The organism is Caballeronia sp. ATUFL_F1_KS39, from assembly GCF_023630985.1.
Classification (GTDB): domain Bacteria; phylum Pseudomonadota; class Gammaproteobacteria; order Burkholderiales; family Burkholderiaceae; genus Caballeronia; species Caballeronia zhejiangensis.
Genome location: NZ_JALQDZ010000045.1, coordinates 128,587 through 152,757 on the forward strand (window position 1 = coordinate 128,587; position 24,171 = coordinate 152,757).

Genomic DNA, 24,171 nt, shown 5'->3' on the forward strand with positions numbered 1-24,171 from the left:
TCGAAATCGATCGATATATCGGCGCCCGGATCGCGCGTAATCTCCCGTCGTAGTTTTAAGTCTGCCCCCGTTCAGCCGCCGTTGCGTTAGCCCGGCGGCTTTTTTTCGTGTGTACGTCCGCTATCCGCAATACGGTGATGCGCCTTGCTCGGCAAACCATCGGCTTTCATGACGCAAGTCGAACGTTTCGTCCTTCCCGGTTCGTTTCAAAGTCGTTCTATATCGAGCCGAAATCCCGGTCGATATTGTTCATCCGGATCGTTATCCATATTCAGTACGGTTGAGCTAAGCAGATTTCGGGGAGATGAAACGATGGCGAAAGACATTCGAGTCGCAATAGTCGACGATCATCCGATCGTCCTGTGCGGCCTCAATAAAGCATTACTTGAAGCGGGATTCAACGTACGTGGCGTGGAAAGCAGCGCCGACGGTTTGATGAACGTCCTTGAAAATGAAGCGTGCGATGTGGTCGTGGCCGATTATTCGATGCCGGATGCTTCCTCGTTGGACGGCTGGCAATTTCTGACCGCCTTGTCGAGCAAATACCCGAAGTTGCCCGTCGTCGTTTTCAGCGAATTCGACGATCCATTTCTCGTGGGAAGTCTCGCGCAACGCGGCGTCGCTGGCGTGGTCAGCAAGCGCGAAAACATGTCTGAAATGCTTGTCGCGATCCATACGCTCTTCGCTGGCGGGCGCTATTTGTCTCCCGTCGCGCAATCGGCAGTAGAGCGCTTCAATGTGTCGCCGGAGTTGAGCCGCTTCACCGCGCTCACGCGTCGGCAGATGGAGATCGCGGGCTTGATGCTATGTGGTCTTTCTGTATGCGAAACGGCGCGCCTGCTCGATCGCCGAATGAATACGATCAGCTCTCAGCGTGCGGCGGCTTGCAAGCGACTGGGGTTTTCCCGGGAATCCGAGATGTATCGCTTCGCGGCGAGTCACGGATTGTCGTTGGAGCGTTCGCAAATCGGCGTCGAATTCGACGCGATCCGGGGGTAAATGTCATGACTGGCAAACGCGAGAAGCTGAAGGTCGTTATCGCGGATGATCATCCACTCGTCGCATTTGGTCTCCACAAGGCATTGGATGAGGCCGGCTGCGATGTGGTCGGCACGACGCACGACGTCTCCGATCTGATGGATTTACTGGCACACCGCGAATGCGATATTTTGATCGCCGACTATTCGATGCCTGGCAGAGGATCGCCAGACGGATGGCGATTCCTTTCCATTGTTTCGCGCGAATTTCCCGATCTGCGGATTCTTGTCTATACCGAATTTCATGAGCCGTTTCTCGTTGGATCGCTCGAGCAACGCGGTGTGGCAGGGATCGTGAGCAAATCCGACGAGATGTCCGAGGTGTTGACTGCGGTGCGCGAGCTCGAGCGCGGCGCGTCATATCTGTCGCCGACCGCGCGCGCGGCTTTGTATCAGTACCGGAGTAATCCGGAGCTACAGCGCTTCGGGATGCTGACGGCGCGCCAGATGGAGATCGCCGGGCTCATGCTGTGCGGCATTTCAGGCCGCGAGATAGCGAGTTTGATGCAACGTCGCAAGAGCGCGATCAGCTCGCAGAGTATCAAAGTACGCAGCTTGCTGGGCTTCGACCGGCTTTCGGAGCTGCATCGCTTCGCATCGAACCTTGGATTGAAGCTGGACCGGTTCGGTCCGGGCGACCTTTCCCACGCAGCCTGATTCGGGCGGCGTGCCGATGCCCGGTCTATCCAGACCGGGCGCACGCGTTTCGGCGTCGCGTACAGAAACGGCGCGTTTCTCCCACGATCCCTTATCGGTGTACCGGGCTGGATGGCGCGCATCGAGGTGCGCGCGCCGCTAACTGCCGGCTGTCTCGAAGTTCACGCTTTGTCGATTGGGGAACATTCTGAATTCCATCGACGCTTGGCCCGCCGGGCCTTTGATCCACGGTACCCGCTCGGGCAGCCGTGAGGGCATTCGAATTTCTTCTATATGGCGACGCGGCGTCGATCAATAGCATTCGATCCGTGGAGTTGGTCTGCTTTCTGGCACCGGTTCCTGAGTGTGAAAAAGGTGCGCGACTGCGCGTGCGTCGAGCTGAGCGAATTCCTGTCACACGTTGCGCCGTACTCGATATCCGGGACGGCTAAATCTCATTTACTAGGTTTATTTTCGGATGAACAAGAATCGGTTTCGTCGTGTTTTCAGTAAGCGTCATGGCATGCTGGTCGCCGTTGCGGAAGACGTAACAAGCCAGGGCAAGGCGCCCGGCGAAGGCAACGCTTCCTCCTCTTCTCCTCAAAGCGCGAAAATGGGCGTCATTGCAACGATGACGGCCTTTGCGCTCGCGATGTTCGCATCGACCCCTGCGACGAGCTTCGCGCAGGCACTGCCGACCGGCGGTCAAGTCACCGCAGGTCAGGCTTCGATCTCGCAGAATTCCAACACGATGACCATCAATCAGGGCACGCAACGTGCCGTGATCGACTGGAACTCGTTCAACGTCGGCCAGGGCAACACGGTCCAGTTCAATCAGCCGAACGCACAAGCGCAGGCGCTGAACCGCGTGACGGGCGCGGGCGCTTCCAACATTCAAGGTTCGCTCTTGGCCAACGGTCAGGTGCTGATCCAGAACGCCAACGGCGTGCTGTTCGGCAAGGGCGCGGTGGTGAACGTCGGTTCGCTGCTGGCGACGACCAAGTCGATCGACGCGAACCAGTTCATGTCGGGCGGTCCGCTGAAGCTGTCGGGCACGGGCAAGAACGCGAGCGTGGTCAACGACGGCACGATCAACGCGCAAGGCTATGTCACGCTGATGGGCGATCAGGTGCGCAACACCGGTTCCATCGATGCGGGCAAGAACGGTCAGGTCGCGCTCGCCGCGGGCGACAGCGCGACGGTTGCGCTCGCCAACGGTCAAGGCATCCAGTTGACGCTGAACAACGCGACGGCCAACGCGCTCGTCGAGAACAGCGGCACGATCAAGGCGGACAACGGTTCGGTCCTGCTGACCGCGCGCGGCAGCAACACGCTGCTCAATAGCGTGGTGAACATGTCTGGCGTGGTGAAGGCGGGCACGGTGGTGGCCGATGCGGGCAACACGGGCGACGTGACGGTGTCGGGCAAGATCGATGCATCGAACATGAGCGCGGGCGGTCAGGGCGGCACGGTGGTGCTCTCGGGCAACCGCGTGGGCGTGTTCGGCAACGCGAGCATCGACGCGAGCGGCGACAAGTCGGGCGGCAAGGTCATCATCGGTGGTGACAGCCTGAGCAAGCTCTCGGGCACGCAAGCACAAGGCATGCTGCAGGACGGCGTGCAGTTCGCGGACTTCACGCAAGTCGATAGCGGCGCGACGATCAAGGCGGACGCGGCGCATGGCGATGGCGGTTTCATCGAGACGTCGGGTCATAGCCTGAGCGTGCAGGGCAACCTGAGCGCGGCGGCGCCGAACGGCAAGGGCGGCGAGTGGCTGATCGATCCGACGGACGTGACCATCAGCACGGGCGCGGATGCGAACTACACGGGCGGCATGAGCGGCTTCACGCCGAGCGGCAACGCGGCGACGGTGAACAACCAGTCGATCAGCAACGTGCTGAGCGGCGGCACGAACGTGACGATCACGACGGCGAGCTCGGGCACGGCCACGGGCAACATCGTGCAGCAGGCGGGGGCGGATATCGTCAAGACGAGCGGCACGGACGCGACGCTGACGATGCTGGCCAATGGCAGCATTCATCTCAACGGCAATATCACGTCCACGGCGAACAAGCTGAATCTGAACCTGACCGCTGATATGAGCGGGAACCACAATGGTTCGGTGACGGTTCAGGGTGCGAATACGAATCTGAATGGCGGCACGCTCAGCGCCTCTGGCAATACCGTGAACGGTAGCGGCCTGGCCGGTGCCAATGCGGTGTATCTCGCGGGCAATATCACAAACGTAGGTGGTGGTTCCATCAAGGGTACGGCCAATACCGGCGTCGGAGTAACGATTGCTCCGGGTGCGCGGCTCACGCAATCAGGCGCGGGTATCTGGAACATTACCGGCGTTTCGAACAGCGGCATTGGAGTCAGCGCTGGCGCACCGGGAAAGTCTACGAAGTCAGCGATTTCCGTTGCGGGCAACGCAACGTTGAATATCAACGGGACCAGTGAAAGCGGGACCGGCGTCTTTGTGATTGCCGATGTCGCCGCAAATCAAGGCGCTACGATCAATATTTCTGGAACTTCCAATAGTGGGGTCGGGCTTGGCATCGACAGTACAGCCGCCACGACCGGCTATTCTTTTGGGTCGACGTTGACTTCGGACGATGAAGCCACGATCAACATCAACGCCCGGTCGAACACCCAAGTCGGCATGAGCGACTGGGACGGCGCTTTCGTCGCAAGGGGAAATTCAACGATCAATCTGGACGCGGCGTCCAATACGACTTGGGGCGCACAGGGCTATTGGAGCTCCACTGCCACGGACAATGCGCACATCAATCTGAATGGGAGCGGCACCACCGGGCTGTGGTATCAAGGCAGTGTCAACGCGTCGGGTAACGGCGTGGTTAATCTTACGGGTATCCGCACGCGATTCCGGCTCATTTGACGCTCGATCTCGAAGCGTTGCCAAAAGCAGTGCCGTATCTTCGTGCGCCGTCCGCTGTGCCTTCGAAGCTGCCGATCGTCGCGCCGAACAAGCTGAAAGTGGGATTGGTGTTCAAGGGCAATCCCACGCATGAGAACGATCGCGCGCGCTCCTTGCCCTCGCTTGCCGTGCTCGACGATCTGCTCAGGATTCCGGACATCGAGTTCTTCAGCCTGCAGAAGGGCGCCGGAGCCGACGAAGCCGCCGACTACGCGCAGAAGCACGCGAACTTCCACGATGTAGGCGCGCAAGTCACGACGATGGCGGAGACGGCGAAAGCCATCGAGTCACTCGACGGCGTGCTCACGGTGGATACGTCGGTGGCGCACGTCGCCGGTGCGATGGGCAAGCGCGTGTGGATGATGCTGCCGTTCTACGGCGACTGGCGCTGGCACTACACCCGCGAGGACAGTCCCTGGTATCCGACGATGCGTCTCTTCCGCAAGCGTCACGGTTGCGACTGGTCGGAAGTGGTCGCGCGCATCGCCGGGCATCTGAAGATGCTAAGGGCCGATACCACGTGCGTCTGAGAAATTCATAAGACATCCTCAAGACGCGAGTCTGCGGGATGTCTTGCGTCCTGTGCCCAATCACCGAAGACTCCGCGATAGACCCTCTCGCGCTTCGGTGTTTTCGTCTTCGGAAATGACGAAAAAAACGATCTCCCTACATAAGTTCGCAGATCGAAGCAAGACCATTCCCGCATGAATCGTGCGGATATTTTGACCATATCGGGCTTTCGATATTTTTCTATATCGAGCGGAGAGCCCGTCGGCTAAATTCGACCATCGTTGTGGCAGGGCGCAAGTCACGAGCGATGGGCACTCGCTCTGCCTGCGTGCTGGCCTGAGTAAGCACTGTCTTCCTTCGGATCCTGTATGAGCCGGGGTCGACCGTCGTGCCCATTGCACTGAATATCGCCATGTCAATTCTCGAATTTCTGAGCCGAAAATTTCGGCATTACTGCGCAATGGCCGGGCGCGCGTCGTCGATTCTCACGTCGGTTTATTTCGGCTTGTCGTTTCTGCTTCTGGCAGCGCTAGGGGTATCGAGTTGGAATTTGATCGTGCCGATTGCTTTGGTATTCAGCCTTTCGATGATCATCTTTGCTTGCATGCTGCTATCCGAAAGCCGTAAGTACGAACGTGAGGCCAGGCCGCCGGTGACATCGATTCCGCTCGACCAGCTCGCGAGTTCGCTTCGTGGAAGCAATGAGCATGAGCAGCGCGGGTCAGGATGCACAAACGTCCGCGCTGCAGACAAAGTGCGTGCGGGACGTGAAGCCGGTGTCGCCGGGAAGATTCGTTTCGCCGGGCGAAACGCACTTCTGACACCGCCGATGTTTCTCCCGGATTGAGCACGTCCTAAAATCCGATAGGCTTCCTTTGCGGGATAGCTCAGGCCCGCCCGACATTCGTGAGTTGCTTTTACATCAATAAATGAGCCGTACGTTTCGGGTTTTGACTCGAAGAGCGGCAACTCAAAAACGGTTGTTATATGAACGCACGAGGGGACAAGATTCGGATGGTTTTGGCGGACGATCATCCGATCGTGCTGTTGGCTGTAGCCGACCAATTCTCGAAAATTCCGGGTTTTACGATCGCCGCCATGGCTCATTCCGGCGCCGAGTTGCTTCGCGTACTCGAAAAGGAGCCGGTCGACCTTATCATCACCGATCTCGTGATGCAGGGAGAAGACGAGACGGACATAGACGGCTTGCGGCTGATCAGCAAGCTCAAGCGGTCCTTTCCGAACATACCCGTCATTGTGCTGACCATGATGACGAGCGGCGGCATCTACCACGAATTGTGCAAGCTGGGCGTCGCTGCGATCATGAGCAAGGAGGAGCCCGCCAGCGAGCTCAGCCAGGTCACGCTTCGTGCATTGAGCACGAAAGAGACGATCATTTCGCCAAAGATTCAACACCGTCTGGCGCGCGATGGATCGACCCTGCAGGACCTCGCGCGCGAGCAGCCGCTTTCGCCCCGCGAACTGGAAGTGGTGCGCCTCTTCGCGCAGGGCCTTTCGGTGACTGAAATCGCGCGCACGCTGAACCGATCCGTGCCGACCGTCGCCACGCAGAAGCGATCGGCCATGCGCAAGCTGCATGTGGAGAACCACGTCGATCTCGTCAAATACGCGGCCAGAGCAGGACTAGCCTGATGGAGCATGTTTTCGCCGCATCGCGAGATTCTCCTCTGCAGATGCTGCGAATGCTCGAGGACAATCTCAAACGCGAGCGACGCATTTTCGCGGTCGCCATCGGCTTGCTGATTTTCTCTTCGATGTGTGCCGCTTTCGCGGCCATCGTTTTTCTGGTCAATAGTACGCTCAGGACCGAGCTTGCCGACGTCCAGTCCGTCATGCGCGGCGTGAATATCGGTATCTTCAGTCGTTACAACATGCTGAAGACGGGCGAGCTATTCCTCGAAGTCACCCCGCAGGACTACCATCCATCGCCCAACGGTCCTCGGGCCGCGCTGCCGTGCGCGCCCTTACCTTCGGACAGCGAAGACGCATCGATGAGCCGGATTTGCAGCGCGGCACTGCGTGCTATTCCCGACGGGAGCTTGCCGTTCTCCCTGCAATTCGCACGGTTCGACGGAAGCGCGTCGTATGGTTTTGAATTTTTCACCAAGCGCGACGCCGATGAGGGACCCGGCACCGAACGATTGCGCTCACTCGTCGATACCGCCAAGGCCACCATGAGTTCTCGCGGCCTCGATCCCGTAAGCGTCGCACGAGAACATAGCGTTCTATGGTTCCGTGCACCGGCCCTGCTGGGTTTCGAGAGTTCGACGATCGTTATGTTCATGGTGGTCGAGAAGAACGATCGACCCGTTGCGTTTGTCTTCACGAAGGTCGATGTCGAGCGTGTGCTGAAATTGGTCCGGCCCGCCGCCCTCAATTCGGAAATAACGATCTTTAGCGACGATGGCACGGTGCTGGCGGGCGATGCATCGGGAGACGCGCGATTCGTCGACAAACATCTCGAGAAGGGGCCGCCTGGCGTATCCCACTGGATCATGGGACACGGATGGGGCGCGCGAATGGAACCGCTTGGGCTCGGCGTCGGCCACATTGTCGTTTCCTTGCCGACGGCGACCAATCTCGCTGTCAAGCGTACGGAAGTGTCGGTTATCGTTCTGGTGGAAGCGGCGCTCTCAACTATGCTCGTGGCGTTATACCGATACTGGAACTACCGCTTCCTGACGCGTACCTATGAGCAGGCTTGCCGCGCGGTGGAAGGCGAGATTCTAAATCATCTGCAGGTGCAGGTGACGCCGGTCGGTTTGTGCATTGCGCTGCGTAGCGATTTCAGCGCCATTGCCGCGAATCAGGTCGCGCGTAACCTGCTCGACCTCGATGCCAGCGCGATGCATCTGCCCGCCGCGCTATGTGTGGCCTTCCATCAACACGGCATGACCTTGCCCGCAAAAGGCGACGCCGCCGTGATCTGGCAATTCGAATGCACGCTGGAGAAAGCGGACCAGTCGTCGCGTCACCTGAAGATTTCCTACACGTCGGCGGTCGTCAACAAAACCGATGTGCTGTTCTGCGCCATTGCCGACATCACGGAGCATCACGAAGCCGAACGCCTGCTGCGCGAAGCGAAGGAAACCAGCGACGCCGCCGCCAAGGCCAAGCTGAATTTCTTCGCTTCGATGAGCCACGAGATCAGAACGCCGCTGTCGTCGCTCGTCGGCAATCTCGAACTCGTCGCCAGGGGCCCGCTGGCGGCGGAACAGGAAGCCCGCGTCGGTGCGATGCAGGCGTCGGCGGGCGCGCTGCTGCAAGTTGTGAACGATGTTCTCGATTTCTCGAAGATGGACGTCGGGGAAATGCGTCTCAGCGAAGAGCCGGCGTCGATACGCGACATCGTCATGCGCGTGATGGTCGGTCATTCGCCCATCGCGAATCGCCAGGGCTTGCGTTTGTTCGTCGTGATCGACCGCGAGTGCCCGTCACGCTTATGGCTCGATCCGATTCGCGTCGCGCAGATACTCAACAACCTCCTTGGCAACGCGCTCAAGTTCACGTATTCGGGCAAGGTCGTCGTGCGTGCGCGCTGGGTCGACGGCGCGCTCGCACTGAGTGTGGCCGATTCGGGCATTGGCATTCCGGAAGCGCAGCGTCAGATGCTCTTTCAGCCGTTTGTCCAGGGCGACGCGCACCGGCTGACTCAAGCGCGCGGCACCGGGCTCGGGCTCTCGATCTGCGAGCATCTGTGCCGGCTGATGAAAGGGCGCATCGCGCTTGAAAGCACGGAGGGCGTCGGCACGCGCATCACCGTCACGCTGCCGTTGCAAGTGGCTGAGTCGTCGCCGGACGAAGCCGATGCCTTGCTCGTCGGCCGGCCCGCCATCCTGTATCGGGCGAACGAGCATCGCGAGTGGTTCGACGCACTCTTCGATGCAGAGCGCAGTTCGATCACTTACATCACGAACGAGGGCGCGGCGGCGAACGTGGAGGGTTGCGACTATCTCATCGCGACCGACGAAATCTCGGATGACGAGATCGATGCGCGATGGACAGATCGCGCGCGCGTCATCCGCGTGACGCAGGACGGCCCGCTCGTGCCGGTGGCGAGAGAGAACGGCGAAATAGCCGTCAGCATCTTCGCGGCCAAGGAGTTCCGGGAAGCGGTGCAGATTGTCAGAGACGGGAGGCATCACGCGATCTCCGCGTCGCCCATTCGGTCGGCGCCTCTGCAACCCGCTTCGGCGAATCCCGGCGCGACAGTGCTGATCGCCGAGGACAATCGCCTCAACCGAGGTTTGTTGCGCGACCAGTTGCTGACGCTCGGCGCATCCGTGATCGAAGCAGCCGACGGCGAGGAAGCGCTCGATCTGCTGCGCAAGAACCGCGTGGACCTCGTGCTGACCGACATGGACATGCCGAAGATGAACGGCGCGCAACTCCTGGCGGCCGCGCGTGCCCTCGATCCGTCGATGCGTGTCTATGCGGTGAGCGCGAGTGCGAGCGCGACCGATGTTCAACGTGGTCGCGACGCCGGTTTCACCGACTATCTGACAAAGCCGGTTGCGCTCTCCGTGCTCGCTGACGTGTTGCGCACGTTAGCCGTCGATGAAGGAAACGCATCGGCCGATGATGCGTCGCCGCCACGATTGCCGACGGTGCCGGCGCCGTATGTCGCCGCCTTCGTCCAGCAGATCGGCGAAGACATCGCCGCGCTCGACGCGATCTGCTCGCAGCGCGACGCCCCGGCGCTGCGCCGCTGGGCGCACAAGCTTGCGGGCGGGCTGTCGGTGCTCGGCCCGTCCATGCTCTTCGATGAGTGCGAGGAATTGCGCGCGACGCTGAGGGAGGCGGGCAACTGGGTCGAGGACGTCGAGACATACGTCTCGCTGATTCGCTCGGACCTTCTCGAACTGCGCGACCTGCATCGCGACACGATCCACGGTTAGGCCGACGCGCTGACCCATCCCGGATTGCAAACGTTCGGCCCGCAAAAACTGACGAACGGCCGTCAAGTTCGACCGTCAGCGGCCGTTTACACGCATATGAAAAGGCGCCGCCTACCTGGCGAGTGACCTTCCCAGAGCGCCTGGCTCGCCGCGACGCGTCGCGCGGCACCCCGAGGCGGCGACGGCAACCCCGACAACCGCTCGATGTCTCCCGCATGCGTCAGATTTACTCAAAGATGCGCCTCGCCAGTCTGGCCGTGGCGTCGCTCGTTTCGTTCTCGTCGTCCGCTTTCGCCGACGATCCGCCCGCCGTGCCGCTCACCGGCGGCAAGCTGCTGCTGACGGGCGGCGTCTCGGAAGTCGAAGGCGCGGCGGGCGGCGGCCTCACGCCGTGGGCCGTCATCGGCGGATACGGCACCGCGCGCCAACTCGGCGCGAACGCGCACGGCACCTACATCCGCACGCAGGATTACGCGCTCGGCACGTGGGGCCTGACCGTCGGCGTCGCGAATCGCGTCGAGCTGTCGCTCGCGCGTCAAAGTTTCGATACGCGCGATGCCGGCGCGAAACTCGGCCTCGGCGAGAACTTCAAGTTCAATCAGAACATCTTCGGCGTGAAGGTGCGGCTGCTCGGCGACGCCGTGCTCGATCAGGACACGTGGATACCGCAAATCGCCGCGGGGCTGCAGTTCAAGCACAACGAACAGGGCGATATCGTGAAAGCGGTCGGCGCGGCGAGCAATTCCGGCACCGATTTCTATCTGTCCGCGACGAAGCTGCTGCTCGCGCAAAGCCTCCTCTTGAACGGCACGCTGCGCTTCACGAAGGCGAACCAGTTCGGCCTGCTCGGGTTCGGCGGCGACAAGTCGAACGCGTATCACCCGGAATTCGAGTCGTCGGTGGCGTATCTGCTGACGAAGAACGTCGCGATCGGCGGGGAATATCGGATGAAGCCGAACAATCTCTCGTTCGCGCGCGAGCAGGACGCGTACGACGCGTTCGTCGCGTGGGCCCCGAACAAGCACGTCTCGCTGACGGCGGCGTATGTCGCGCTCGGCGACATCGCGACGGTGAAGAATCAGCGCGGCCTCTACGTTTCGATGCAGGCGGGGTTCTGACGATGAAAATCCGCCACGCCGCAATGCTGGCTCTCGCGCTCGCCTGCGCGAACGCGCACGCCGACGACGCGCTCTACGAACAGTTCGGCGAGCGAGCAGGGCTGACGAAGATCGTCGACGACATGTACGACAACGTGCTCGCCGATCCGCGCACCGCGCCGTATTTCGACAACGCGCCCGTCAAGCGCATCAAGCAGAAGCTCGTCGAGCAGATCTGCGTGCTGCTCGACGGCCCGTGCGTCTACACCGGCCGCCCGATGCGCCGCACGCACGAAGGACAGAGCATCGACCGGGCCGCGTTCAACGCGCTCGTCGAAGACTTGCAGGCCGCGATGGACAAGAACGGCGTGCCGTTCCACGCGCAAAACAAACTCCTGGCGAAGCTCGCGCCGATGTACCGCGACGTGCAAGACCGCGAATGAACATGCTCAAATTTTTCATCACGCTGCTGGCGTTCGGCGCGACGATCGCCCACGCCGGGAGCGTGCGCGTGCAAGTGGTCGATCAGGCCGGCGCGCCCGTGCCCGACGCCATCGTCTATGCGCTGCCCGTCAACGGCAAGCCGCCCGCGACGAAGCCCACCAGCGCGGTCATCGATCAGATCAAGCGGCGCTTCGTGCCGATGGTCTCCGTCGTGCAGACGGGCGCGTCGGTGGCGTTCCCGAACAAGGACAACATCGAGCACGACGTCTATTCGTTCTCGCCGCCCAAGCGCTTCGAGCTGAATCTGTATCACGGCATTCCCGCGAATCCGGTCGTGTTCGACAAGCCCGGCCTCGTCGTGATGGGCTGCAACATCCACGATTCGATGGTCGCGTATCTGCTGATCGTCGATACGCCGTGGTTCGCGAAGACCGACGCGCACGGCGCCGCGACCATCGACAATCTGCCCGCCGATGCGTACAAGGTGATCGCGTGGCATTTCCGCCAGAGCGATCCGAACGCGCAGCCGACGCAGAAGGTCAACGCGGACGGCGCGGCGAAATTCGCGCTGCAACTGCGCCCCGCCGAATAGGACGCCCGTCACGATGCTCTTTCACAGCCTGCGCGCGCGAATCGCGCTCGTCTTCGTCGTGCTGATGCTCGTCGCGCAGGCGGCGGCGTTTCTCGTCATCAACTCGGTGATTCTGAAGAACGCGCATCGCAACGCCGAAGAGCAACTGTCGGTGGCCGAGCGCGTATTCGCGCAGATTTTGCGCGGCAATAGCGAACAGTTGACGCAGGCGGCGAGCGTGGTCGCGCTCGACTTCGGCTTTCGCGAAGCGGTCGCGACGCACGACAGCAAGACGGTCGCGTCCGCGCTGCGCAATCACGGCGACCGCGTTCATGCGGACGTCGTGATGCTCGTCGATCTCGACGGCAAGCTGATCGCCGATAGCGGCGGCGTCGGGCGCGAAGGCATGGCGTTTCCGTTCCCGAAGCTCATCAGGACCGTCGCGACGAAGGGCGATGCGTCGTCGTTCGGCATGATCGGGCCGCGCGCGTATCAGCTCGTCGCGGTGCCGGTGAAGGCGCCCATCGCGATCGCGTGGGTCGTGATGGGCTTCGCGGTCGACGATGCGCTCGCACGCGATCTGAGCTCGCTCACGTCGCTCGATGTGTCGTTTCTCACCGTCGGCGACGACGGCAAATGGGGCGTGCTCGCAAGCTCGCTCCCCCACGACGCACGCGACGCGCTGACGGATCAGGCGCAACTCGCCGCGAACGGCTACGCGACGCGCGTCATGCGGCTGCACTCCGAAGGGCGCACGGTCGCCGTGCTGCTCGAACGCTCGCTCAACGAGGCGCTCGCGCCGTTCAAGCGCCTGCAGACGACGCTGCTGCTCATTACGCTGCTCGGCGTGCTCGTGTCGATCGTCGGCAGCGTGCTGATGGCGCGCTCGGTCACGCGGCCGATCGCGGCGCTCACGCAGTTTTCGAAGCGCATCGGGCAGGGCGATTACGCCGCGCCCATCGAGATTCGCCAGAACGACGAAATCGGCGAGCTGGCGCGCGCGTTCAATCAGATGCGCGACGGCATCTCGGAGCGCGAGAAACGCATCACCGAGCTCGCGTACATGGATCGGCTCACCGGCCTGCCGAATCGCGCGCTCTTCAACGACCGCCTGCAGCAGGCGATCGGCGCGGCGACGCGGAGCAAGCGCCCGCTCGCGGTGATGATGATGGACCTCGACCGCTTCAAGTACGTGAACGACACGCTCGGGCATCCGATCGGCGACATGCTGCTGTGCGAAGTGGCGAAGCGCCTGCGCGCGGCGCTGCATCGCAAGACCGATACGGTCGCGCGTCTGGGCGGCGACGAATTCGCCGTCCTTCTGCCGACCGACGATCTGGCGTCCGCGCGTTTTCTCGCCACGCGCATGCTGAACGCGCTCGAAGAGCCGATCACGATCGAAGGGCAACTCGTCGATGTGGGCGCGAGCATCGGCATCGTCACGTTTCCGCAGAACGGCACGGACATGAACGTGCTGCTGCGCCGCGCCGATATCGCGATGTACGTGGCGAAGCGCTCGAATCTCGGCTACGCGCTCTACGACGAACGTCACGACCAGAACAACGCCGAGCGTCTTTCGCTGATGAGCGAGCTGCGGCAGGCCGTCGAGCACGATCAATTGACGCTCTACTATCAGCCGAAGGTCGATCTCGCGACGCATCGCGTGAAATATGTCGAGGCGCTCGTGCGCTGGGATCATCCGACGCGCGGCTTCGTCTCGCCCGACCAGTTCATCCCGTTCGCGGAGCAGACCGGCTACATCAAGACGATTTCGCGCTGGGTCGCCGACAAGGCCATCGCGCAATGCGCCGCGTGGCGCAGGCAGGGCATCGAGCTGGCCGTGTCGGTGAACGTGTCGGCGCGCGAGCTGATCCAGTCGACGCTGCCCGAAATCTTCCAGGGACTGCTCGACAAGCACGGCGTCGCGCCGGAATCGATCTGGATCGAGATCACCGAGAGCGCGATCATGGACGACCCGAATCACGCGATCGAGACGCTCGACCGGCTGCACGCGCTCGGCATTCGCCTGTCCATCGACGATTTCGGCACTGGGTATTCGTCGCTGTCGTATCTGAAGCGCATGCCCGTGGATGAGCTGAAGATCGACAAATCGTTCGTGATGGGCATGTTCCAGCACAAGGACGATGAAACCATCGTGCGCTCGACAATCGATCTCGGGCACAACATGGGACTGAAGGTCGTCGCGGAAGGCGTCGAAACCGAAGAGATGCTGGAGCGGCTGAAGGCGCTGCGCTGCGATCTGGCGCAGGGCTATCACCTGAGCCGGCCGCTGCCCCCCGCGAAGCTCGAAGCGTGGCTCGACGCGTGGCGCGAGTCGAACGAGCAAGCGCTGATCGCCGGGCCGGAAGAGGCGTAGGCTCGCTTACCAGGCGCGGCCGCGGTCGTTCGCGACGGCTTGTTCGTCGCTCGCGATGGAGTCGCCGTCGCGATCGGCGAAGCGATAGGTGCCGCGTTCCTCCGATTTCGCTTCGTACAGCGCGGCATCGGCGCGCTTCAATGCGCTTTCGAACGACTCCGCCGGACGCGCCAGCGCGATGCCGACGCTCACGCCCACGCGCACCGTCTGCCCGGATTCGAGCGTGTACGGCGCCGACAGCTCGCCGATGATCTTGCGCGCGAAAACCACGTTGGCCGCGTGCGCGATATACGTGGCGACGATCGCGAACTCGTCGCCGCCCAGACGCGCGACCAGCTCGCCGCGGCGCATCGCGTTGCGCAGGCGGTCGGCGACGAGCTTCAGCAGTTCGTCGCCGGCATTGTGGCCATGCGTGTCGTTGACGTGCTTGAAGCCGTCGAGATCGACGTACATCACCGTCACTTTCTCGCGGCCCGCGCCGCCCGCCATCAGACGCCCGGCCTGGTCGCCGAGATAGCGCCGGTTCGGCAGGCCCGTCAGCGAATCGTGATGCGCCCATTGCAGGATTTTCGCTTCGGCCTTGCGGCGCTCCGTCACGTCCTCGATGATGATGACCGCGCTGCCGTCGGGCACCGGATTGCGGCTCAGTTCGAGATGCCGTCCGTCGCGCAAGGGCAGGTCGAGCGTCGGATGGCCGCTTTCGAGCCATTGCGCGCATCGCTCGGCAAGCTGCGCGCGCGGCGTCTCGCCGAATTTCGCGAGCGCGGCATAGCCGATGAACTCCGGCAGCGACACGTTCAGCCGCAGCATGTCGATGGTCGCGCCGAACAGCTCCGCCGCCTTGCGATTCGCGATCACCACCCTGCCCGACGCATCCACGGTGCAGAGGCCGTGCGGCATGTGCGCGAGCGCCGCGTCGAAGCGCGTGGCGATTTCGGCGTGGCTTTCCTTGGCGGTCATCAGCGCGACGAGGCCGCGATAGTGCCGCTGCACGACCGCGCACATCGCGGCGATATAGAGGACGAGCGGCGGCACGAGAATCCAGTAGCCGGACGGCCCGAACAGCCCGCCGACGCCGATCGGCAGCGCGCCGAGGCACACCTGCGCGATCGCCAGATGCGGCGTGCCCGCGTTGCGCGACGCGACGCCGCCGAGCAGGCCGGCCGTCACCATGATCGCGAGCGACGCGAGCACGGCGTCGCCCGAGATCACGCAGCCCATCGCGCCGAGGCCCGTCACGAGACAGGCCAGCAGCCCGAACGGCGCATAGCGCGCGGCCCACCGGCCGGGCTGCGGCGCGTCCGTGCGGCTCAACGCGCGATATCGGCCGACGATCGAAAGGCGGGTGGCGAGCAGAAGCGCGTCGGCGGCGAGCCAGAGCATCGTCCAGAGGGACGGCTGGCGTCCGAGCGCGATCATCGCGACGAACGCGCCGGAGATGCCGGACAGCAGCAGCGGGCGGATGTCTTCGACAAGCGTCGACAGCAGCGATGCGCGAACGGCAGGCGTGATCCGTCCGTCCGCGGTCGCCGGCGTGGCCAGAATCGAATCGATCAAGGACGGATTGCCTGACATACGCAAGACCGGGCCGGCGAGAGGATGAATACGAAGGCGGCGGTGATGCGATCACCGCCGGTAATCGTGTATACGGCGGCGTCTGCGTGTTCTTTAGGCAAGACTTAGCGGCGGCTCAGGCGTGGTGAGCGTCGATTATTCGCTGAGAGCGCATTCTGACTTTCCTTCGAGCCGGATTATGTTTTCGCGCGGACATAGTAATTTAGGGCTCAAGTCTTTCAACCTGGCCTGACGCCGGGTTTTGCCTCATCGAAAGCTTTCGTTTCAGAGACGATCATGTTTGATGTCCTGCGCGCCATGCCGCGAAGGCGTCGTCGGTGAGGATGAAAGAAGCAGTTTCGCGGAAAGATGGCCACAGAAACCGTCGGGCGATTCATAAAAGGAGACGTCATGGACACGAACTCTCTCTCACCCGGTGCAAAAGGCGGGTCGCACGCCGAGCACCACAAGCAGACGAAGAAGGCGACCGCGAGCGGCTGGATCGGCTCCGCGCTCGAGTACTACGACTTCTTCATCTACGCGCAAGCCGCCGCGCTGATCTTTCCGCAACTCTTCTTTCCTTCGGGCAATCCGAAAGTGGCGATCGTCGCGTCGCTCGCGACCTACGGCGTCGGTTACGTGGCGCGTCCGATCGGCGCATTCGTGCTCGGTCATTGGGGCGATACGCACGGCCGCAAGACCGTGCTCGTGCTGTGCATGTTCCTGATGGGCTTCTCGACGATGGCCGTCGGACTTTTGCCGACGTATCACAGCGTCGGCATGCTCGCGCCGACGCTGCTCGTGATCCTGCGGCTCGTCCAGGGCTTCGCGGTCGCGGGCGAAATCTCCGGCGCGAGCTCGATGATTCTCGAACACGCGCCATTCGGACGCCGCGGTTTCTTCGCGAGCTTCACGCTGCAAGGCGTGCAGGCCGGACAGATTCTCGCCGCCGCCGTGTTCCTGCCGCTCGCGTACTACATGCCCGAGGACGCGTTCAATTCATGGGGCTGGCGCATTCCGTTCCTGCTTTCGGCGTTCGTGCTGGTTGCCGGCTACATCATCCGGCGCGAAGTGCACGAGACGCCCGCGTTCGAGAAGGAAGGCGAGAAGGGCGCGGTGCCGCGCTCGCCAATCGTCGACGCCTTCAAGTACAACCTGGCCGACATGATCCGCGTCGTCTGCATGGCGCTGATGAACGTGATTCCCGTGGTCGCGACGATCTTCGGCGCGGCGTATGCGGTGCAGGCGGCGTACGGCATCGGCTTTCACAAGAGCGTGTATCTGTGGATTCCGGTCGTCGGCAATATTCTCGCCGTCATCGTGATTCCGATCGTCGGCAATCTCTCCGACAAGATCGGGCGCAGGCCGCCGATCATCGTCGGGGCGATCGCCTCGGGGCTGCTGTCGTATCTGTATCTCTACGCGATCAGCATTCACAACGTCGGCATGGCGATCGTCGCGTCGCTCTTGATGTGGGGCATCGTCTATCAGGGCTACAACGCGATCTTCCCGAGCTTCTATCCCGAACTCTTCCCGACGCGCACGCGCGTCTCCGCGATGGCGATCTCGCAGAACATCGGCACGACCATCACGGCGCTGTTGCCCGCGCTGTTCGCGAGCGTCGCGCCGCCCGGATCGACGAACATTCCGGTCATGATCGGTTCGATCACGCTCGCCGTCACGGTCATCTCGGCGATCGCCGCGTGGAGCGCGCGGGAGACGTACCGGATTCCGCTCAACCAGCTCGGCGAGCCGGACGCGCGGCCGGTCGAGAAGTCCGAGTACGACCGCCTGCGCGCGGAATCGGTCGCGAACGCGCGCACTTCCTGAAGCTCATGTCCTCTTTCCTTGCTCAGGCGGCGCGCGACAGCGCCGCCGGGGTGAACTCGCGCTTTTTCAACACGGTGAAATCGAAGTGAATACAGACTCAGGCAAGACGCGTATCGCGGTGGCGGGCGCGGGCTATATCGGTCAGGCGCACATGGGCGTCGCGCAGGCGAGCACGACGTGCACGCTCTCGGCCATCGTCGATCCGGCGCCCGCCGCCGTCGACATCGCGCAGAAGGCGGGCGTGCCGCTCTACAAAACGCTCGACGAACTGCTCGCGAAGGATCGCCCGGACGGCATCGTGCTCGCGACGCCGAATCAATTGCACGTCGAACATGCGCGCGTGTGCATCGCGGCGGGCGTGCCGATCCTGCTGGAGAAGCCGATTGCGCCGACGGTCGAGGAAGCGCAGATGCTCGTCGATGAAGTGGAGCGTTCCGGCGCGAAAGTGCTGATCGGCCATCATCGCGCGCACAGCCCGATCATGGCGCGCGCGAAGCAGGTCATCGACGAAGGGCGGCTCGGCAAGCTCGTCGCGGTGATGGGCAGCGCGGTGTTCTTCAAGCCCGACGAGTATTACGCCAGCGCGCCGTGGCGGCGCGAGCCGGGGGGCGGGCCGATCCTGCTCAACATGATCCACGAGGTGCACAACTTGCGGATGCTGTGCGGCGATATCGTCGCGGTGCAGGCGTTCGCATCGCACGCGACGCGCGGCTTTCCCGTCGAAGATACGGTCGCGATCAATCTGCGTTTCGCGAGCGGCGCGCTCGGCACGTTCATGCTGTCCGACACCGCCGCGTGCCCGCGAAGCTGGGAGCAGACGTCGCAGGAGAACAAGGCGTATTCCACGTATCCCGACGAAGACTGCTACGTGATCGCGGGCACGTTCGGCTCGCTTTCCGTGCCGACGATGCGTCTCAAGTCCTACGCGAAGGCCGAAGATCGATCATGGTGGAAGCCGTTCGACGAAGACGTCGTGGCGATGCAGCGCGACGATCCGCTCGCGCATCAGATGGAACATTTCGGGCGCGTGGCGCGCGGGGAAGCCGAACCTATTGTCAGCGCGCGCGACGGACTGCAGAATCTGCGGATCACCGAGGCCATCGTTCTTGCCGCCACGAGCGGCAGGATCGTCGAGACCGCCTGAATCTTTTCAATTCCCCTTCCAGTTCAAGGAAATCACATGGCAACGATCCTGACGCTGCACGGCGTCAACCTCAACATGTTCGGCAAGCGCGACCCGAAGCAGTACGGCACGGCGACGCTCGCGCAAATCGACGAGCAGATGGCCGCGCTCGGCAAGGAACTCGGCGTCGAGGTGGAGTGCTACCAGACGAATATCGAAGGTGAGATGTGCTCGCGCATTCATCGCGCGTTCGAAGAAAACGTCGATGCGATCGTCATCAACGCGGGTGCGTGGACGCACTACAGCTACGCGATCCGCGATGCGCTCGCGATCCTGAAGGCGCCGATCATCGAAGTGCACATGTCGCATGTGCACGCGCGGGAGGAGTTCCGCCACAAATCGGTGTTCGCGGAAATTGCGCGAGGGCAAATTTCCGGTTTCGGCGTCGATAGCTACTTGCTGGGCTTGCGCGCAGCAGTCGCCGCGATCAAATAAGGCCGATGCCTTCACGGCGAAGCGTGTGGGCGCTTCGCCGTGTCATCGGGTCAGGCCGGGCGACTGAAATCCTTCGACGCGGGCGCGACCGGCTCGCGTTCGCTCTGCTTGCGCAGCGGTTCGTGATTGCGTTGCGCCGCGCCGCGGATGAACAACACCGCACCCACCGCGCAAACAGCCCAGACCACCGCGATGATCGTCAAGTAGCTCATATCCTTCTCCCCGATGCTCCGAGCGCGGGCGGCTTTGCCGTCACCGCTGCCCGCCTTCTGTTGGCCCTGTTGGTCCGTTACGTTTGCGACGCGGGCAGCGCCAGCAAACGTCCGATCAGCTCTTGCGCGAACGCATGCTGCTCGGTAATGGTCTCTGCATCGTCGTCGGTGGCGTTCGGATCGCCGTGCAGCTTCCCGGCGAGACGCATGATGTTGTCCGACACCGACTGCAGCGCGCTCAGCAATTCCGCTTGTGTCGCCGCGCTGTCCTGCGATCCTTCGCCAAAACGCTGCGCCGTTCGATGCGGCCTGGCGTTTCCTTCCATCGTCCGATACATGGCGACCCCCGTCGTGAGTGGATGATGCGATTCTCACGCCGCGACGCCTCGAGTAATCCTCCGAACAAGCCCTGATTCCGGCCTCAATTCGTTTGATGTCCGTTTCCGCGATTCGGAGCACGGCTGCTATACGCCCGCCCATCAAGGCTTTGCGGCCGCCGGGCGGTAAAATCGCAGATCCGTCCGCTGATAATCGGCCTTTTTTGCAGCGGCTTGTGGGGTCATCCGCACGAAAAAACAACAGTTTCTTACCAAAAAGCAGACTAAAAGATCGGATCAAACGATACGCGCGATCGTTCGATCTATGAACGCAGTAATTTTTGCAGTGCAACAGACATCGACATGGCTTCACCCACGACGAACGAAACACCCTCGCCGCACACACTCAAACGCGGACTCAAGAGTCGCCACATCCAGTTGATCGCGCTCGGCGGCGCGATCGGCACCGGGCTTTTTCTCGGCGTCGCGCAGACGATCAAGCTCGCCGGGCCATCCGTGCTGCTCGGCTACGCGATCGCCGGGCTGATGGCGTTCTTCATCATGCGTCAGCTCGGCGAGATGATCGTCGACGAGCCGGTCGCCGGTTCCTTCAGCCATTTCGCCGATAAATACTGGGGCCACGCCGCCGGTTTCATCTCCGGCTGGAACTACTGGGCCATTTACATTCTGGTGAGCATGGCGGAGCTGTCGGCCGTGGGCATCTACATGCAGTACTGGTGGCCGGGATTGCCGATGTGGATATCGGCGCTCGCGTGCTTCGTGATCGTCAACGCGATCAATCTGACGAGCGTGAAGTCCTACGGCGAGACGGAGTTCTGGTTCGCGATCGTCAAAGTGGCGGCGATCGTCGGCATGATCCTGTTCGGCGGCTGGCTGCTCGCGTCGGGCAAGGCGGGGCCGGAAGCGAGCGTCGCGAATCTTTGGCGGCTCGGCGGCTTCTTTCCGAACGGCGTGCACGGGCTCGTCATGTCGATGGCCGTCATCATGTTCTCGTTCGGCGGGCTGGAGCTCGTCGGCATTACGGCGGCGGAAGCGGAAGACCCGTCGCGCAGCATTCCGCGCGCGACCAATCAGGTCATCTATCGCATCCTGATTTTTTATGTCGGCGCGCTCGGCGTGCTGCTTTCGCTTTATCCGTGGGACAAGGTCGCGACCGGCGGCAGTCCGTTCGTGCTGATTTTCCGCGAGATGAACAGCACGGTCGTCGCGAACGTGCTCAACGTGGTCGTGCTGACGGCCGCGCTCTCCGTGTACAACAGCGGCGTCTATGCGAACAGCCGCATGCTGTACGGCCTCGCGCAGCAAGGCAACGCGCCGCGCGCGCTGCTCAACGTGAGCGGACGCGGCATTCCGCTCGCGGCGCTGGCGGTGTCGGCGCTGGTGACGGCGGCGTGCGTCGTCATCAACTATGTGATTCCGGGGCGCGCGTTCGGCCTCTTGATGGGACTCGCGGTGTCGGCGCTCGTCATCAACTGGGCGATGATCAGCATCATCCATCTCATGTTCCGCCGGCAGAAGCGCGCGAACGCCGAAGCGACCTCGTTTCCGAGCTTTCTGCATCCGTTCACGAACTACGTCGTGCTCGCGTTTCTCGCGGGCATCGTCTGGGTGATGTACGAGATTCCGGATCTGCGCCTGTCCGTGTACCTGATTCCGGTCTGGCTGGCCGTTCTCGGAATCGGCTACTATCTTAAAACTCGAGCCGCGCGCGGAGACTGACGCGGCCGCGCTTGCTGATCTCTCGTCCTCTCTCGTCCTATAAGTCACCATGTTCGAACATATCGATGCTTACCCCGGCGACCCGATCCTGTCGCTGAACGAAAACTTCCAGAAAGATCCGCGCACCAATAAGGTCAACCTGAGCATCGGCATTTACTTTGACGACGAAGGCCGTCTGCCCGTGATGCAGGCCGTGCGCGAGGCGGAACTGTCGATCCTGAAAGACCTCGGCCCGAAACCGTATTTGCCGATGGCCGGTTTCGCGCATTATCGCGACGCCGTGCAGGCGCTCGTGTTCGGCAACGACAGCCCGGCGCGCGCCGATGGCCGCATCGCGAGCGTGCAGACGCTCGGCGGATCGGGCGCGCTGAAGGTCGGCGCGGATTTCATCAAGCGCTACTTTCCGAAGTCGCAAGTGTGGGTGAGCGATCCGACGTGGGAGAACCATCGTTTCATCTTCGAGCGCGCGGGTTTCGAAGTGAACACGTATCCGTATTACGACGAAGCCACCGGCGGACTGCGCTTCGATGCGATGCTCGACGCCATCGACAAGCTGCCCGCGAAGAGCGTCGTGCTGCTGCACGCGTGCTGTCATAACCCGACGGGCGTCGATCTCGATCAGGCGCAATGGGTGAAGATCATCGACGTGCTGCAAAAGCGCGATCTGCTGCCGTTCGTCGATATGGCGTATCAGGGCTTCGGTTCCGGTCTCGACGACGACGCGTTCGCCGTGCGCGAACTCGCGCGCCGTGGCGTGCCGGCGTTCATCGCCAATTCGTTCTCGAAGAATTTCTCGCTGTACGGCGAGCGCTGCGGCGGCCTGCACGTCATTTGCGACGATGCCGCCGAAGCCGATCGCGTGCTCGGCCAGCTGACGAGCGCGGTACGCGCGAACTACAGCAATCCGCCGACGCACGGCGCGAAGATCGTCACGCGTGTGCTGAACACGCCCGAACTGAAACAGTCGTGGGAAAAGGAACTCGCGTCGATGTGCCAGCGCATCGCGCGCATGCGTCAGGCGATCCACGACGGACTGAAGGATCACGTTCGCGGCGAGATGCTCACGCGGTATATCAAGCAGCGCGGCATGTTCACGTACACGGGTCTGGTCGCGGATCAGGCCGACCGGCTCAAGGAGGAATTCGGCGTGTACATCCTGCGCTCGGGCCGCATGTGCGTCGCGGGCCTGAACGACAGCAACGTGCAGATCGTCGCCGATGCCATCGGCAAGGTGCTGGCGGCGAAGTAGATCGCTACATCGCGGGACAGGACAGCACTTTCTGCGGCGGAAGGCTGCCCGGTCCCGTATCGACTTTCGTGCCGCGCGGCGGCGTCAGAATGAGCCGCACGGCACTCGTGCCTTCGTTCGCGAGCACGTAGATATCGCCGCTTCCTTCGGGCTGCCAGTACACGCGATACACCTCGCCGTCCTTGTACACATGCAGCGCGCCGTGCCGCACGGCGCCGCCCCGCCAGAAATTCACGCTTTCCCCTTCGCGCAGCGCGATCATGCCGTCCTGCCCGTTCGTGGCGCTTTCGAGCGTGCCGCAGACGGCGTCGTCGGCGCGTGCGTGCGTGCAGACGGCCAGCGCCGCTGCGCATAGAAACATCGTTTTGCGATTCATCGGCTATCGACTCCCGGAAAAAGCGCGTGCGCCGTCCCGCGCTCCTCGCAAGATACGCGCCGACGTTCCTCCGCGCGTGTGCTACTTTGAATGGAAGCAGCATTCGATCATGGAGGGCGACATGACTGTGATCGCGCCGGACGAAAGAGCGGATTTCCTCGCGATTCTCGCGCGCCATCGGCTCGACGAGAGCGATTTTCTGGTGCACGAAGGCGGCGCGTCCGATGTCGTGGACGATGTTTATCCGTTGCAGGGCGTCGTCACCATCACGCGACGTTCCACGTTGAAGGAACGCGAATATCGCATCGGACACGGCACGCAATGGACCGCCGCGTTCGAAAAAGACTTGAACAAGGGCGTGTTCAGATGAACGGGCACGCGCAAGCAGTTTTTTCACGCACTTTTTTGAAGCGGAGCAGGCGATGAGACCGACCGAATTCAAATCGTTCAAGGCGCACGTCGCGATGATGCTGCGCGATCTGCCGCGCGGCGTGACGGCAGATCTCAGCGATGTCGCCGTCGCGTACTGGAACGGCACGCAAGTGGTCGGCGCCTATTTGCGCGACAACGGCCGCCTCGACGAAGACTTCGATTTCGACGAAAACGCCTGGGGCGTCTGGCGCGACGATTTCCTCGCGTGGTTCGATGCGCCGCGTTTCTCCGAACGCGCCGATCTGAAGGCCGCGTTCGTCGCAGGCGTCATGCCCGCGAGCGCGCACGGCGGGCTCTGGCCGCGGGCGCTGTGA

General features: G+C 62.5%; 22 protein-coding genes. 18 read left to right on the forward strand and 4 right to left on the reverse strand.

What is annotated here, in order from left to right; translation table 11 throughout:
* The first annotated feature begins 312 nt into the window (after positions 1–312).
* The 11 genes from NCR93_RS24305 to NCR93_RS24355 all read left to right on the forward strand — a co-directional run bounded on the left by NCR93_RS24305 (position 313) and on the right by NCR93_RS24355 (position 14,529).
* Positions 313–999, forward strand: coding sequence for a response regulator transcription factor (locus NCR93_RS24305; RefSeq protein ID WP_008347376.1), 687 nt, complete (start codon positions 313–315; stop codon positions 997–999).
* A 5-nt stretch (positions 1,000–1,004) separates the two neighbouring features.
* Positions 1,005–1,694 (forward strand): response regulator transcription factor, encoded by a 690-nt coding sequence (locus NCR93_RS24310; RefSeq protein WP_175982006.1) that lies wholly within the window; start codon positions 1,005–1,007, stop codon positions 1,692–1,694.
* Positions 1,695–2,151: 457 nt separating this feature from the next.
* Complete coding sequence (locus NCR93_RS24315; RefSeq protein WP_250497425.1) at positions 2,152–4,572, forward strand: two-partner secretion domain-containing protein; 2,421 nt, start codon at positions 2,152–2,154, stop codon at positions 4,570–4,572.
* A gap of 56 nt (positions 4,573–4,628) precedes the next feature.
* The gene (locus tag NCR93_RS24320) at positions 4,629–5,141 is read left to right on the forward strand and encodes a glycosyltransferase family 9 protein (protein WP_250532295.1); all 513 of its coding nucleotides are present in this window, start codon (positions 4,629–4,631) and stop codon (positions 5,139–5,141) included.
* 392 nt (positions 5,142–5,533) lie between these two features.
* Positions 5,534–5,968 carry a hypothetical protein gene (locus NCR93_RS24325; RefSeq protein ID WP_175982002.1) on the forward strand — a complete coding sequence of 145 codons (435 nt, stop codon included), beginning with the start codon at positions 5,534–5,536 and terminating at the stop codon, positions 5,966–5,968.
* A 167-nt stretch (positions 5,969–6,135) separates the two neighbouring features.
* A complete protein-coding gene (locus NCR93_RS24330) occupies positions 6,136–6,774 on the forward strand; it encodes a response regulator (RefSeq protein ID WP_008347384.1) in 639 nt (212 codons plus the stop codon).
* Positions 6,775–6,824: 50 nt separating this feature from the next.
* Positions 6,825–10,040 (forward strand): hybrid sensor histidine kinase/response regulator, encoded by a 3,216-nt coding sequence (locus tag NCR93_RS24335; RefSeq protein ID WP_175982000.1) that lies wholly within the window; start codon positions 6,825–6,827, stop codon positions 10,038–10,040.
* A 215-nt stretch (positions 10,041–10,255) separates the two neighbouring features.
* Entirely contained in the window at positions 10,256–11,158 is a 903-nt protein-coding gene (locus tag NCR93_RS24340) for a DUF3034 family protein (protein ID WP_008347389.1), read from the forward strand.
* Positions 11,159–11,160: 2 nt separating this feature from the next.
* Positions 11,161–11,580 (forward strand): group I truncated hemoglobin, encoded by a 420-nt coding sequence (locus tag NCR93_RS24345; protein WP_175981998.1) that lies wholly within the window; start codon positions 11,161–11,163, stop codon positions 11,578–11,580.
* A gap of 2 nt (positions 11,581–11,582) precedes the next feature.
* Complete coding sequence (locus NCR93_RS24350; RefSeq protein WP_239294978.1) at positions 11,583–12,173, forward strand: methylamine utilization protein; 591 nt, start codon at positions 11,583–11,585, stop codon at positions 12,171–12,173.
* A 13-nt stretch (positions 12,174–12,186) separates the two neighbouring features.
* The gene (locus NCR93_RS24355) at positions 12,187–14,529 is read left to right on the forward strand and encodes a bifunctional diguanylate cyclase/phosphodiesterase (RefSeq protein WP_175981994.1); all 2,343 of its coding nucleotides are present in this window, start codon (positions 12,187–12,189) and stop codon (positions 14,527–14,529) included.
* 6 nt (positions 14,530–14,535) lie between these two features.
* On the opposite strand, the gene NCR93_RS24360 is transcribed toward NCR93_RS24355, so the two are convergent.
* Entirely contained in the window at positions 14,536–16,104 is a 1,569-nt protein-coding gene (locus NCR93_RS24360) for a sensor domain-containing diguanylate cyclase (protein WP_175981991.1), read from the reverse strand.
* A gap of 390 nt (positions 16,105–16,494) precedes the next feature.
* Between NCR93_RS24360 and NCR93_RS24365 the strand changes: the two genes are divergently transcribed.
* From NCR93_RS24365 to aroQ, 3 genes are all read left to right on the forward strand, one after another.
* Complete coding sequence (locus NCR93_RS24365) at positions 16,495–17,913, forward strand: MFS transporter (protein ID WP_175981989.1); 1,419 nt, start codon at positions 16,495–16,497, stop codon at positions 17,911–17,913.
* Positions 17,914–17,998: 85 nt separating this feature from the next.
* Complete coding sequence (locus NCR93_RS24370) at positions 17,999–19,057, forward strand: Gfo/Idh/MocA family protein (RefSeq protein WP_279613052.1); 1,059 nt, start codon at positions 17,999–18,001, stop codon at positions 19,055–19,057.
* A gap of 36 nt (positions 19,058–19,093) precedes the next feature.
* On the forward strand, positions 19,094–19,531 hold the full coding sequence (gene aroQ / locus NCR93_RS24375) for a type II 3-dehydroquinate dehydratase (protein ID WP_175981987.1): 438 nt from the start codon (positions 19,094–19,096) through the stop codon (positions 19,529–19,531).
* A gap of 50 nt (positions 19,532–19,581) precedes the next feature.
* Here the strand turns inward: aroQ and NCR93_RS24380 are convergent, their stop codons facing one another.
* Together NCR93_RS24380 and NCR93_RS24385 are read right to left on the reverse strand one after the other, a co-directional pair.
* On the reverse strand, positions 19,582–19,743 hold the full coding sequence (locus NCR93_RS24380) for a hypothetical protein (protein WP_250488321.1): 162 nt from the start codon (positions 19,741–19,743) through the stop codon (positions 19,582–19,584).
* 77 nt (positions 19,744–19,820) lie between these two features.
* A complete protein-coding gene (locus NCR93_RS24385) occupies positions 19,821–20,081 on the reverse strand; it encodes a hypothetical protein (protein ID WP_175981985.1) in 261 nt (86 codons plus the stop codon).
* Between the two features lie 342 nt (positions 20,082–20,423).
* Here NCR93_RS24385 and NCR93_RS24390 point away from each other — a divergent pair, with 342 nt between their 5' ends.
* Both NCR93_RS24390 and NCR93_RS24395 read left to right on the forward strand, forming a co-directional pair.
* Complete coding sequence (locus NCR93_RS24390) at positions 20,424–21,800, forward strand: amino acid permease (RefSeq protein ID WP_175981983.1); 1,377 nt, start codon at positions 20,424–20,426, stop codon at positions 21,798–21,800.
* A 49-nt stretch (positions 21,801–21,849) separates the two neighbouring features.
* Positions 21,850–23,049: an amino acid aminotransferase gene (locus tag NCR93_RS24395; RefSeq protein ID WP_175981981.1), complete on the forward strand. Its 1,200-nt coding sequence runs from the start codon at positions 21,850–21,852 to the stop codon at positions 23,047–23,049.
* 4 nt (positions 23,050–23,053) lie between these two features.
* Here the strand turns inward: NCR93_RS24395 and NCR93_RS24400 are convergent, their stop codons facing one another.
* Positions 23,054–23,425 (reverse strand): hypothetical protein, encoded by a 372-nt coding sequence (locus tag NCR93_RS24400; protein ID WP_008347405.1) that lies wholly within the window; start codon positions 23,423–23,425, stop codon positions 23,054–23,056.
* 121 nt (positions 23,426–23,546) lie between these two features.
* On the opposite strand from NCR93_RS24400, the gene NCR93_RS24405 reads away from it, so the two are divergent.
* Together NCR93_RS24405 and NCR93_RS24410 are read left to right on the forward strand one after the other, a co-directional pair.
* Positions 23,547–23,795, forward strand: a complete 249-nt coding sequence (locus NCR93_RS24405) for a hypothetical protein (RefSeq protein ID WP_175981979.1) — start codon at positions 23,547–23,549, stop codon at positions 23,793–23,795.
* Positions 23,796–23,847: 52 nt separating this feature from the next.
* On the forward strand, positions 23,848–24,171 hold the full coding sequence (locus tag NCR93_RS24410) for a hypothetical protein (protein ID WP_175981977.1): 324 nt from the start codon (positions 23,848–23,850) through the stop codon (positions 24,169–24,171).